The sequence below is a fragment of the Paenibacillus sp. NRS-1760 genome, assembly GCF_050467785.1.
Lineage (GTDB): Bacteria > Bacillota > Bacilli > Paenibacillales > Paenibacillaceae > Pristimantibacillus.
The window spans coordinates 231,108-244,269 of sequence record NZ_JBITPK010000006.1 but is presented as its reverse complement, the minus strand read 5'-3'; the positions used below and the strand labels follow the sequence as shown (position 1 = coordinate 244,269).

Genomic DNA, 13,162 nt, shown 5'->3' with positions numbered 1-13,162 from the left:
ACAAATTGGACTTTCTCTGACAGGAGCTAACCTACAGAGAAAGTTTTTTTATTATGAAAGCGGCTTATCAAGCCCGCGATATTGAATAGCTTCCGCGATATGCATCGTATCGACTGCGTCGCTTGCTTCAAGATCGGCTATGGTGCGTGCCAGCTTCAGCATTCTATCGTATGCCCGCATACTGATTCCAAGCGCTTCAAAAGCACTTTCCAGCAGGCTTGCGGCTTCTGGCTTTATATTTACAGACCTTCGAAGGGCAGCGCCGTTTAATGATCCAATAGAATTGAGACTGATGCCTGCTGTGCGATCTTGTTTAAAGGCATATGCACCCAGCACTAGCTGCTTCATTTGGGCAGTATTAAGTGAGGGGCCAGTTGAAGCATGCTCTAGTGAAATGGGTCTTGGCACTTCTAGCTGTAAATCTATTCGATCAAGCAATGGCCCTGATATCTTAGATCGATAACGGCTAATGAGTGTAGCGCTGCAAGTGCAGCGTTTATCGCCAAACTCATGCCCATAATAGCCGCATGGACATGGATTAAAGGAGGCAGCCAGCATAATGCTGGCTGGAAACTGGAATACAGCTTTGGAGCGGGAAATGGTTACTATACGATCCTCCAGTGGCTGACGCAATACCTCAAGCACCTGTCTCGGAAATTCTGGCAATTCATCAAGAAACAACACGCCGCGATGAGCGAGTGTAACTTCTCCCGGCTTCGGGATAGAGCCGCCGCCGATCAGTCCGCCGGACGATATGGTATGATGCGGAGCGCGAAATGGTGGATGTGTAATAAGGCCGTGGGAGCTATCGAGCAGTTTGCCAGCTACACTATAAATTTTCGTAACCTCCAACGCTTCTTGTTCAGTCAATAAGGGCAATATCCCCGGCAGACGCCGAATCATCATCGTTTTACCCGTGCCTGGAGGTCCGCTGAGCAAAATATTGTGTTTGCCAGCCGCGGCTATAAGCATAGCTCGTTTGGCTTGATGCTGACCGATAACATCCCCATAATCACCAATTTCATCTTGCTTATCTAGATATGTTTTGTTTTCAATTTGGCTAAAGCTGGAATCGTTTCTCTGATCGACACGAATATCGTTCCAGTCGGATTGTTTCTTTTTGATTAAATCAAGCTCTTTCAGGTGGCTTAACGCAAACAATTCCATATCAGAAATCCAGATGGCTTCCTTGACGTTCGCGACAGGCAGCAAGACACGCTTAAAGCCAAGTCGTTTCGCTTGTTCAATCATGGCAAGTACGCCGGCTACCGGACGGACATTGCCGTTAAGTGAGAGTTCTCCAAGAAGAAGCGTATTCTCAAAAGGGGCAACGCTAATTTGTCCGCTTGCAGTTAAGATGCCCGCCGCAATGGCTAAATCAAAGGATGTGCCTTCCTTGCGCAAGTCGGCAGGAGCTAGATTAACCGTAATTCTGTCCATAGGAAAAGTAAAACCACTATTTTTTAGAGCGGCTCGAACACGTTCAACAGATTCGCGAACAGCAGGATCAGGCAAACCCACTACGTTGATTTGAGGCAGGCCGCTGGAAATATCAACCTCAACTGAAATGCTTTTACCATCAACTCCATAAACGCTTGCGCTCTGAATTAAACTAAACACGACAAAAAGCACCCCCATATGTGTGAATGAAGGTGCTTCCTTACGATTCCGTTCCATCGTTATGAATTTGCCAATATCATAATTTAGTTAACTTTAAATTGTCAATATTTAAAATGTTTCGGGTATGATTTTTAGGATTGGGTCATACTAAATGGCGTGGTATTTTCCCTTATAAAACGAGCATTTCAGCTGGTTTTATCGCTTTAATCTCATTTTGAGATGAAACCCATATCAAAAAAGCCGTATTAATTATGTGTTAAAGTAAGGTAACTGGCGGGGAAAGGTGCTACAATAATAGAGGTTTGTGTACATATGACTGATTTCAGTCTGTGAAATGGAGGATTTCAACAATGAATATCCATGAATATCAAGGGAAAGCGGTCCTTAAACAGTATGGTGTCGTCGTACCTGAAGGTAAAGTAGCCTTCACTGTAGACGAAGCTGTTGAAGCGGCTAAATCGCTCGGAACAAAGGTTGTTGTCGTGAAAGCACAAATTCACGCTGGCGGCCGTGGTAAAGCGGGCGGAGTTAAAGTAGCAAAAAATCTTGATGAGGTGCGCGCTTATGCTAGTGAGATTCTAGGTAAAGTGCTTGTTACGCATCAAACAGGTCCAGAAGGCAAGGAAGTCAAACGTCTTCTGATCGAAGAAGGCTGCGACATTAAGAAAGAATATTATATCGGCGTAGTATTAGACCGTGGTACAGGTCGTGTCGTTATGATGGCTTCGGAAGAGGGCGGCACTGAGATTGAAGAAGTTGCTGAACACTCCCCGGAGAAAATCATTAAGGAGATCGTTGATCCTGCTGTTGGCTTGCAAGCGTTCCAAGCGCGCAAACTAGCTTATGCAATCAACATTCCTAATGAGCTTGTTAACAAAGCAGTTAAGTTCATGATTTCTCTTTACACTGCTTTTGTTGAGAAAGATGCATCCATTGCAGAAATCAATCCGCTTGTTGTAACTGGCGACGGACAAGTTATTGCTCTTGATGCTAAATTGAACTTCGACTCAAACGCTCTTTATCGTCACAAAGATATCGTTGAGCTTCGCGATTTGGAAGAAGAAGACGCAAAAGAAATTGAAGCGTCCAAATACGACCTTAGCTACATCGCTCTTGACGGCAACATCGGTTGCTTGGTCAACGGTGCAGGCCTAGCGATGGCAACAATGGATATTATCAAATATTACGGCGGCGACCCTGCCAACTTCCTAGACGTAGGGGGCGGTGCTACAGCTGAGAAGGTAACAGAAGCGTTCAAAATCATTTTGTCTGATGAAAAAGTTAAAGGTATTTTCGTTAACATTTTCGGCGGCATTATGCGTTGTGACGTAATTGCAAATGGTGTTGTCGAAGCAGCGAAGCAAGTCGGTCTTGACCGTCCGCTCGTTGTTCGTCTAGAAGGTACTAACGTAGACCTCGGCAAAACTATTTTGAAAGAATCGGGATTGAACATCGTGGCTGCGGATTCCATGGCGGACGGCGCGCAGAAGATTGTCGCTCTCGTGAAATAAGATAACTTGCTGTGTGGCATAGGCCGCATACGAATTCATTCAGGGGATGTGAGTTAAGAGTGAGCATTTTGGTTAATAAAGATACAAAAGTCATTACCCAAGGTATTACAGGAGCAACTGGCTTGTTCCATACCAAAGGCGGATTGGAATACGGTACGCAAATGGTCGGCGGCGTAACACCTGGTAAAGGTGGCACAAACGTTGATATTACACTTGATAACGGCACGCTCGTATCATTGCCTGTTTTCAACACGGTTGCTCAAGCAAAAGCTGCTACTGGCGCTAATGCTTCAGTTATCTATGTACCACCTGCATTTGCTGCAGATGCAATCATGGAAGCGGTTGACGCTGAGCTTGATCTTGTTATCTGTATTACAGAAGGCATTCCCGTGCTTGATATGGTAAAAGTTAAACGTTACATGGACGGCAGCAAAACCGTTCTTATCGGACCTAACTGCCCAGGCGTAATTACGCCGGATGAATGCAAAATCGGCATTATGCCTGGTTACATTCATACAGCTGGACATGTTGGCGTAATTTCTCGCTCAGGAACATTGACTTATGAAGCGGTTCATCAATTGACGACTCGTGGAATTGGACAATCTTCTGCAGTAGGAATCGGCGGCGACCCGGTTAAGGGCTCTGAGTTTATCGATATCTTGAATCTTTTCAATGAAGATCCAGATACCTACGCGGTTATCATGATTGGTGAAATCGGCGGTACAGCAGAGGAAGAAGCTGCTGAGTGGATTAAAGCAAACATGAAAAAACCAGTTGTCGGCTTCATTGGCGGCGCAACAGCGCCTCCGGGCAAACGGATGGGACATGCTGGCGCAATCATTTCCGGTGGTAAAGGAACAGCTGCTGAAAAAATCGCAACGCTTGAAGCTTGCGGCATTAAAGTAGCTCCAACACCATCTGAAATGGGTTCAACGCTTGTGAGTGTTCTTGAAGAGCAAGGCCTTCTTGAAAAATGCATCACACGCAAATAATTATATAGTTTGATCTAAGGTAAGCAACCTTTCAACGACCCGATAACGGGAGTTGGAAGGTTGCTTTTTTTTTTGCGGATTGCCATTATTTTATCGGCTGACTTGCATTCTTATGCTATCTACCGCACAATAGATAAGTATGTAGGCCAGCCCGAGTAGAGAAGGGGCTTGGTACTGATGACTAAAAAACAAGATATTCGTAGACAAATGGTTATTGCCTTTCACGAAATTCCTGGCATAGGATGGCATGCAATTCAGAAGGCTGTTCACCATGAATTTTGGAATAAACGCTCATGGAGCATAGAAGATTTACTTGCTATAGGCCTGCATCGTGGTCAAGCGAAAGCAGCGGCTGAACGTTATGCAGAGCGTCCATGGATTTTGACAGAAGATCCGTCAGAAGCAGTAGCTGCAGTAAATGCAATCGCATTAACGCCTTATGATACCGAATATCCGAAAATTTTAAGAGAGATTGCACAGCCGCCTTGGGTCTTGTATGCTAGAGGACGTCTTGAGCTGCTGCAGCGTCCAGCAATTGCAGTAGTAGGTACAAGAGTACCGACCGCATATGGCAGGCAATCAGCGACTACGCTGGCACAGGAGCTTTCCTCTGCAGGCTTGACGGTGGTTAGCGGCCTAGCCAAAGGTGTCGATAGCAAAGCTCATGAAGCAGCGTTGTACGGAGCGGGAGGAACGATTGCTGTTCTGCCTACGCCTATTGATAAGTGTTATCCAACTGAGAATCTATCATTGTTTCACAAAATTGCCGAGCATGGCTTGCTCGTCTCAGAAACGCCGATCGGTACTCCGCTGCATCCTGGACAATTTCCGCAGCGCAATCGTATTATTGCGGCATTATCCGTAGGAACGGTTATTGTGGAAGGCGCAACGAAGAGCGGCTCTCTGATAACAGCACAGCATGCGATGGACATGTCTCGGGAGTTGTTTGCTATACCCGGTCCAAACACATCGCCTAAGAGTGAGGGGCCAAATACGCTCATCAAACGCGGAGAAGCAAAGCTTATTAGCTGCGTTGAAGACATTATCGATGAGCTGAATTGGCTGCCGGAAGCGCTTAAAGCTTACAAGGAAGCAGATGCAGCGAACAAGTCCGAACAGGAATTAAATAAGCCAGAGCTCACGCCTGAGGAGAGTAAATTGATTGCTTTTTTACGAGATCAGCCCTTATCTATTAATGAGTTGCACGAGCTCTCCGCCTTCCCGTTTGGACATTTGAACGCACTTCTGCTAAATTTATGTATAAAACGCAAAATTGAATTGCAGCCCGGATCAATATATATTGCTTTATAGCTTGCAATGGAGAGAGGAGGCGCCTTACATGGCAGATTCTTTAGTTATCGTCGAATCACCCGCGAAAGCCAAAACGATTGGTAAATATCTTGGCAGTAAATATATCGTTAAAGCTTCTATGGGACATATTCGCGATTTGCCCAAAAGCCAGATCGGCGTCGAGGTTGAAAATGATTTTAATCCTAAATACATAACCATACGCGGCAAAGGCAGCATTCTCAAGGAATTGAAGGATGCCAGCAAAAAAGTGAAACATGTCTTTCTAGCAGCCGATCCGGATCGCGAAGGTGAAGCGATTGCTTGGCATTTGGCGCATTATTTGGAGCTGGATGAGACCGATACATGCCGCGTTGTATTTAATGAAATTACGAAACAGGCCGTGAAGGATGCTTTTAAGACACCGCGCAAAATTAATATGGATTTAGTTAACGCGCAGCAGGCGAGACGGATTTTGGACCGATTGGTTGGTTACAAGATTAGTCCGCTCCTTTGGAAAAAAGTGAAGAAGGGCTTGTCTGCCGGCAGGGTTCAATCGGTTGCCGTTAAGCTCATCATCGATCGTGAGAACGAAATCGATGCATTCATCCCTGAGGAATACTGGTCCATCACTGCGAAGCTGACTCATGCAGGAATTCCTTTTGATGCGAAATATCATTCTATTCATGGAGAAAAACGTGAGTTAGGCAAGGAAGCTGACGTTGAGGAAGTTCTCCAAGCGATGAAGGGCAGCAAGCTCACAGTCTCTGACGTGAGAGAGAAGGAGCGTCTGCGCAATCCAGCGCCTCCATTTATAACGAGCTCCCTTCAACAGGAAGCGGCAAGGAAACTTGGCTTCCGGGCTTCTAAGACGATGTCAGTAGCACAGCAACTGTATGAAGGCGTTGAGCTGGGTAAAGAAGGTACAGTCGGTTTAATCACTTATATGAGAACCGATTCTACGCGCATCTCGCCTATCGCTCAAGAAGAAGCGAAAGAATTCATTTCTGAAAAGTATGGCGAAGCTTTTGTGCCTGAACAACCACGCATTTACACAAAGAAAAACAGCAACGCTCAAGACGCGCATGAAGCGATTCGGCCAACGTCCATATTAAGAGATCCCGAATCAATGAAACCGTTCTTGAGTCGTGATCAGCTGCGACTGTATAAGCTCGTATGGGAACGTTTCGTATCGAGTCAGATGCAGTCGGCAGTGCTCGACACGATGACTGTGGATTTGCAGGCAGGCGATACAACGTTTAGAGCTACTGGTTCTAAAGTGAAATTTGCCGGCTTTATGAAGGTATATGTGGAAGGCAACGATGACGGCACGGTTGAGGAGCATAAGTTTTTGCCGCCGCTAGCCGCTGGAGATGTCATTCAATCAGAATCGATAGATCCAAAACAGCATTTTACGCAGCCGCCGCCACGTTTTTCGGAGGCACGTCTAGTAAAGACGCTTGAGGAGCTCGGTATAGGTCGTCCAAGTACGTATGCGCCGACACTGGAAACGATTCAGAAGCGCGGATACATTGCAATGGAAGAGAAAAAATTTATGCCAACTGAACTTGGAGATCTAGTCATTCAGCTCATGGAGGAGTTTTTCCCTGAAATTTTGGATGCGGAGTTTACAGCGAACATGGAAGGCAACCTCGACCATGTGGAAGAAGGCACAGAGGATTGGGTAAAAGTGCTCGCTACATTTTACGAATCCTTCGAGAAAAGATTAGAAGTTGCCGAAGATGAAATGAAGGAAATCGAAATTCAAGACGAAGTGTCTGATGAGCTTTGTGAGAAGTGCGGACGCCACTTAGTCTATAAGATGGGCCGATTTGGCAAGTTTCTTGCGTGCTCGGGCTTCCCGGATTGCCGCAATACGAAACCTATCGTCAAGGATATCGGTGTGACATGCCCGAAATGCGCAGAAGGCAAAATCATTGAGCGTCGGAGCAAAAAGGGACGTATATTTTATGGTTGTGATCAATATCCCGGCTGTGATTATGTGTCATGGGATAAACCGACGAACAAACCTTGCCCGCAATGCGGCGAGTCCAAGCTTGTTGAAAAGCGCAATCGCAGCGGAGCAAAGCTGCTTTGCCCAACATGTGATTATTCCGAAGAGGTATTGGATGAAGACGAGCAAGGTACCGATACGGATTAAGTTAGCATGAGCTAGCAGTATCAACCATACTACAGAATCGAATGACAACCGCCTTACCCGTCCTCCCTTCACAAAGGGGGGACACCGTTGTTAAACGGGCTATTAAGCTGCTGTAATCGATTTATAATGGTTTCAATCATTCTGATATTTCAAATGGCTTAAATCGCTCAAATCGCACCTAAGCTTTTTCTGCCTTTCAGTCATGCAGTACTAAAGTTTGCACAAGCTGAACTCATATCACTAACTGATGGATGAGATCTATATTAGCGCAAGCTGGAAGCGTGTCACGAAGTGACGGAAGCGAACTTACGGCAATGGGATGGATAACCGACTGGTTAACACAGAGGTTAGTCCAATTGCAGGTGTCCAGAGGACGCAGTCCTTGGGGCCCTCCCTTGGAAGGGAGGGTTTGGGTGGGTTCGAAAAGCTTGTGGGGGTTTTAAGTTTTAAAAGATTTGATGTTTAAAAAGGAATTGAATGTTTTAAAATGCTTGTAAAACTGTTATAAAATTGTTGTAAAAGTGTTTTAAATAACAAAAAGTGTTTTAAAAGTTTTGTAAAGCATGAAAGGCTCTAAAAGCTCTTTCATCTTTCAAAAAGCTTATAAAGTTTTAAAGTTGAAAAACTTCACAACATTCAAAATGTTTGAAATTATTGGAAGGTTCGAAATTATTAATTTACAATAAAAAAACCTTTGAAGGCAAGGTAGTAGCGCCAAAGGTCAACCTACGTGAACTATATCTGAAAGGATTGAATATATTTTGTCACAACCACAAAAAGTAACCGTCATCGGAGCAGGACTAGCAGGCAGCGAGGCAGCATGGCAAATTGCATCACAAGGAGTACCTGTCGTTTTGTATGAAATGCGTCCAGTCACAAAAACACCTGCTCATCATACGAATCAATTTGCAGAGCTTGTATGCAGCAATAGCTTACGTTCTAATGGTCTTGCAAATGCTGTTGGAGTATTAAAGGAAGAGATGCGCCGACTAGACTCGCTTATTTTGAGCTGTGCTGATCAGCACGCTGTACCTGCAGGAGGAGCGCTGGCGGTTGACCGCGACGGTTTCTCTGGTGAAGTTACTCGCAGACTGCATGAGCATCCACTTGTTGAAGTACGGAATGAAGAGGTAACAGAAATTCCGAAGGATGGAATTGTTGTTATTGCTACAGGCCCACTGACAGCACCGGGCTTGTCTTCACAAATTCAAGAGCTGCTGGGCGAAGAGTATTTTTATTTCTATGATGCTGCAGCGCCAATTGTTGAAAAAGATTCGATCGATATGAGCAAGGTTTATTTAGCTTCCCGTTACGATAAAGGTGAAGCTGCTTATTTGAACTGTCCAATGACAGAAGAAGAATTTGAAATTTTCCACGAAGCGCTGACAACAGCTGAGAAAGCAGAAGTAAAAGATTTTGAGAAGGAAGTCTACTTTGAAGGCTGTATGCCGATCGAGATTATGGCAAGCAGAGGCAAACAAACCGTATTGTTTGGACCTATGAAGCCAGTTGGACTTGTAAATCCGCACACGGGTGAGCTGCCGCATGCTGTAATTCAGCTTCGTCAGGATAACGCTGCAGGAACATTATACAACCTAGTTGGATTCCAGACTCATCTCAAATGGGGAGAGCAAAAACGCGTCTTCTCATTAATACCAGGTCTGGAAAATGCTGAGTTTGTTCGTTTCGGCGTTATGCATCGCAATACGTTTATCAATTCACCTCGTTTGCTTAAGCCTACCTATCAGCTTAACAACCGCGAGACCTTATTTTTTGCAGGCCAGATGACCGGTGTTGAAGGTTATGTGGAATCTGCTGCTTCCGGCTTGATTGCTGGAATCAACGCTGCAAGATTAGCTCGAGATCTTGAACCACTCGTATTGCCGGAGCAAACTACGCTTGGCAGTATGGCTCATTATATTACAACAGCCGATTTCAAGCATTTCCAACCGATGAATGCTAATTTCGGTTTATTTCCACCGCTTGAGAAGAAGATCCGCAGCAAAAAAGAAAAGAACGAAATGATTGCGAATCGCGCTTTGGAAGGTATTGAGCAATTTAAAAAGGAACATTTGCAATAATATTGCGTAATGAAGGCATGGCAATTTAATTATTTGGAACCTTGAGGAGGCAAAGCAATGGAAATGCAATTTCACGCTACAACGATTTGCGCAGTTCGTCATGAGGGAAAAGGTGCAATTGCCGGGGATGGTCAGGTCACTTTTGGAAATAGCATGGTCATGAAAAACTCTGCTAAAAAAGTAAGAAGGCTTTATCGCGGTCAAGTCGTCGCAGGTTTTGCAGGATCAGTTGCAGATGCCATTACTTTGTTCGAGAAGTTTGAGGCAAAGCTGGAGGAGCATCACGGCAATTTGCAGCGTTCAGCTGTTGAGCTTGCCAAGGAATGGCGTTCAGACCGTGTCCTTCGTAGATTGGAAGCGATGATGCTCGTTATGGACAAAACCGGCTTGCTGCTTATTTCAGGCAACGGTGAGATCATTGAGCCGGATGACGGCATTCTAGCAATTGGCTCAGGCGGCAGCTTCGCATTATCGGCAGCAAGAGCGCTTCAGCGTCATGCACCTCAAATGGAAGCAAAGGATATCGCACGTTCATCGCTAGAAATAGCGGCAGAAATTTGTGTATTCACGAATCATAATATTATTGTTGAAGAGATCGTATAAATCGAGTAACAGGATTTTGGATAGAAGGCCAAACTTCGGAAAGTCTTAGCGAAGAATCGAAATCGGAGGGATTTTATAATGGGAAATGATGCACTGACGCCTCGTCAGATCGTAGCGGAGCTTGATAAGTATATTGTTGGGCAAAAACCAGCGAAACGTTCTGTAGCCATTGCGCTTCGCAATCGTTACCGGAGAAGTTTGCTCGATGAAACGCTGCGCGATGAAATCGTTCCGAAAAATATTTTGATGATCGGACCTACCGGAGTAGGTAAAACGGAAATCGCACGCCGCTTGGCAAAGCTGGTTAAAGCACCATTTGTGAAACTAGAAGCGACGAAATTTACTGAGGTCGGATATGTAGGCCGTGATGTTGAATCAATGGTCCGCGATCTAGTGGAAACAGCTATACGTATGGTGAAAACAGAAAAAACGGAAAAAGTAAAAGACAGAGCTGAAAAGCTAGCTAATGATCGCATCGTTTCTTTGCTTGCTCCGTCAACGGCTAAGGTTAAATCGCAAAAAAATCCATTTGAAATGTTGTTTGGCAATCAACAGCAATCAGAAGAGCAAAAGGAAGAGCCGGAAGTGGAAAATGCGCTCTTTCAAAAACGTTCGCAAATTAAAGAGCAGCTCGCGGCTGGCAAGCTGGAAAACGAAATCATTGAAATTGAGGTAGAGGACTCCTCTCCTAATATGATGGATATGCTTTCAGGCCAGGGCCCAGAGGGCATGGGCATGAATATGCAGGAGCTGTTCGGTCAATTAATGCCGAAGAAGCCGAAGAAGCGCAAGCTGCCTGTAAAGGAAGCTCGCAAGGTGTTGACGCAGGAGGAAGCTAACAAAATAATCGATATGGATGATGTCATTACCGAATCGATTACAAGAGCTGAGCAATCCGGCATTATTTTCATAGATGAAATTGACAAAATTGCGAGCCCATCACGTGGATCTGGCCCAGATGTATCTAGGGAAGGTGTTCAACGTGATATTTTGCCTATCGTTGAAGGCTCTACTGTCATGACAAAATATGGTCCCGTTAAAACGGATTATGTGTTGTTTATCGCTGCTGGTGCGTTTCATGTTGCGAAACCTTCGGATTTGATACCAGAGCTTCAAGGTCGTTTCCCGATTCGGGTAGAGCTGACTAGTCTTAGCTTGGACGATTTTGTAAGTATTTTGAAAGAACCAAAAAATGCTTTAACGAAGCAGTATTCAGCTCTGCTTGAAACGGAAGGCATTCAGATCGAATTTACTGATGAGGCGATTCGCGAGCTTGCATCCATTGCCGCAGATGTTAACCGCAATACTGAAAATATTGGCGCGCGTCGTTTGCATACGATTTTGGAGAAGCTGCTGGAGGATCTATCTTTTGAAGCGCCTGAGCTGTCGCTCGAAAAAATGACGATTACGCCGGAATACGTTCGAGAAAAACTCGGAAGCATTGCGCAAAATCGCGATTTGAGTCAATATATACTGTAGTTGTTATGAGTTTTGGGAGGCATTAGAATGACTTTACTAACAAAGACTAGAACGCTGAACCGGTTGTTGCAACGCGCAGCTGGCAAAGCGCTGAGTTTCAGGGAAATGGCAGAAGTACTTTGTACAACGATTCAAACCAATGTGTTTGTCGTCAGCCGGAGAGGTAAAATACTTGGCTGCTCCGCAGTAGATGCGTTCGATCACGATTTCATGCGAACGTTATCAGCTGATGAGCTTCGTTTCCCGCAAGAGAGCAACGTTCGGTTTCTTGATATGCAGGAATCGATGACGAATGTGAAGCCAGATTTGGGAATTTATGAAACTTTTCCGCGGTTAGGCGATCAAGAAATTATGACGGTTGTACCTATTATTGGCGGAGGAGATCGTCTAGGTACGTTGGTCCTGACCCGTTTGTCTGGTACTTTCGATGACGATGACCTTATTTTAGCTGAATATGGTTCAACGATTGTTGGCATGGAGATTTTACGGGAGCGCGCGGATGAGATTGAGCAAGAGGTTCGCAGTCGTGCAGTCGTTGCCGTTGCGGTCGGTTCGTTGTCATTTAGCGAATTAGAAGCAGTCGAGCATATTTTCGAGGAGCTTGATGGCAAGGAAGGTTTGCTTGTCGCATCGAAGATTGCTGACCGAGTAGGAATAACTCGTTCAGTTATTGTAAATGCGCTTAGGAAGCTGGAGAGCGCTGGTGTCATAGAAACAAGGTCATTAGGCATGAAAGGCACATACATTAAAATATTAAATCACCAATTATTGCAAGAATTAGATAAGATGAAGCGATAATTATAGGACGTTTAGACCATTTTTGCCCTATCTGATTTTAAAGATAGGGCTTTTTTCTTATTGTAATAATTTAGGAAATTGTTGAATATTATCATGTCGGCAAAAATCGACACATGTATCTCATTTTTTTAATATTTACTGTCGAACAAAGAAGGAATGAGCAGTAATCTGTTGAATACGTTAAGAAGATCCCCTATGTGAAAGTGGTGAAACTACGTGAATTTGTTGAATGGCGCAGCATTTGGAAGAATGGAAGGTGCGCTTCAAGCAGCTGAAATGCGGCAGCGCGTCATTTCTAACAATGTGGCAAACGGTGATACGCCGCATTTCAAACGGTCAGAGGTTTTGTTTGAGGAATTATTAGAGCAATCCATGGGAAATACGCAAGGGCAATTGATAGGCAAACGAACGAATCAAAAGCATATTGCTATTGGACCAAGTTCTTCTAATGTACCTATACCCAAACTTATTACCGATGAAACAACTTCGATGAACAACAATGAAAATAATGTTGATGTCGATCGTGAGATGTCTTTGCTTGCTAAAAACCAATTAAGCTACAACTTTTATGTCCAACAGATTAATCATGAGGTAAGAATGATGCGCACAGCGATTGAAGGGAGAGCTTAA

The 13,162-nt window shown here is 44.7% G+C and carries 10 protein-coding genes; 9 read left to right on the top strand and 1 reads right to left on the bottom strand.

Features of this window, described 5'->3' with window-relative positions:
* Nucleotides 1-51: 51 nt before the first annotated feature.
* On the bottom strand, nucleotides 52-1,620 hold the full coding sequence (locus tag ACIFSR_RS03555; protein ID WP_430054971.1) for a YifB family Mg chelatase-like AAA ATPase: 1,569 nt from the start codon (nucleotides 1,618-1,620) through the stop codon (nucleotides 52-54).
* A gap of 350 nt (nucleotides 1,621-1,970) precedes the next feature.
* Here ACIFSR_RS03555 and sucC point away from each other — a divergent pair, with 350 nt between their 5' ends.
* From sucC to flgB, 9 genes are all read left to right on the top strand, one after another.
* Entirely contained in the window at nucleotides 1,971-3,131 is a 1,161-nt protein-coding gene (sucC, locus tag ACIFSR_RS03550) for an ADP-forming succinate--CoA ligase subunit beta (protein ID WP_076268348.1), read from the top strand.
* 59 nt (nucleotides 3,132-3,190) lie between these two features.
* Complete coding sequence (gene sucD, locus ACIFSR_RS03545; protein WP_053375706.1) at nucleotides 3,191-4,123, top strand: succinate--CoA ligase subunit alpha; 933 nt, start codon at nucleotides 3,191-3,193, stop codon at nucleotides 4,121-4,123.
* A gap of 177 nt (nucleotides 4,124-4,300) precedes the next feature.
* Entirely contained in the window at nucleotides 4,301-5,434 is a 1,134-nt protein-coding gene (dprA, locus tag ACIFSR_RS03540) for a DNA-processing protein DprA (RefSeq protein WP_430054967.1), read from the top strand.
* A 28-nt stretch (nucleotides 5,435-5,462) separates the two neighbouring features.
* Nucleotides 5,463-7,571 carry a type I DNA topoisomerase gene (gene topA / locus ACIFSR_RS03535; RefSeq protein ID WP_076268350.1) on the top strand — a complete coding sequence of 703 codons (2,109 nt, stop codon included), beginning with the start codon at nucleotides 5,463-5,465 and terminating at the stop codon, nucleotides 7,569-7,571.
* 761 nt (nucleotides 7,572-8,332) lie between these two features.
* Nucleotides 8,333-9,652, top strand: coding sequence for an FADH(2)-oxidizing methylenetetrahydrofolate--tRNA-(uracil(54)-C(5))-methyltransferase TrmFO (gene trmFO / locus ACIFSR_RS03530; RefSeq protein WP_076269141.1), 1,320 nt, complete (start codon nucleotides 8,333-8,335; stop codon nucleotides 9,650-9,652).
* A 57-nt stretch (nucleotides 9,653-9,709) separates the two neighbouring features.
* Nucleotides 9,710-10,255, top strand: coding sequence for an ATP-dependent protease subunit HslV (hslV, locus tag ACIFSR_RS03525; protein WP_076269142.1), 546 nt, complete (start codon nucleotides 9,710-9,712; stop codon nucleotides 10,253-10,255).
* A 78-nt stretch (nucleotides 10,256-10,333) separates the two neighbouring features.
* Nucleotides 10,334-11,734: an ATP-dependent protease ATPase subunit HslU gene (hslU, locus tag ACIFSR_RS03520; RefSeq protein WP_339208912.1), complete on the top strand. Its 1,401-nt coding sequence runs from the start codon at nucleotides 10,334-10,336 to the stop codon at nucleotides 11,732-11,734.
* A 27-nt stretch (nucleotides 11,735-11,761) separates the two neighbouring features.
* Nucleotides 11,762-12,532 carry a GTP-sensing pleiotropic transcriptional regulator CodY gene (codY, locus tag ACIFSR_RS03515; protein ID WP_339208913.1) on the top strand — a complete coding sequence of 257 codons (771 nt, stop codon included), beginning with the start codon at nucleotides 11,762-11,764 and terminating at the stop codon, nucleotides 12,530-12,532.
* 216 nt (nucleotides 12,533-12,748) lie between these two features.
* The gene (gene flgB, locus ACIFSR_RS03510; protein ID WP_430054961.1) at nucleotides 12,749-13,162 is read left to right on the top strand and encodes a flagellar basal body rod protein FlgB; all 414 of its coding nucleotides are present in this window, start codon (nucleotides 12,749-12,751) and stop codon (nucleotides 13,160-13,162) included.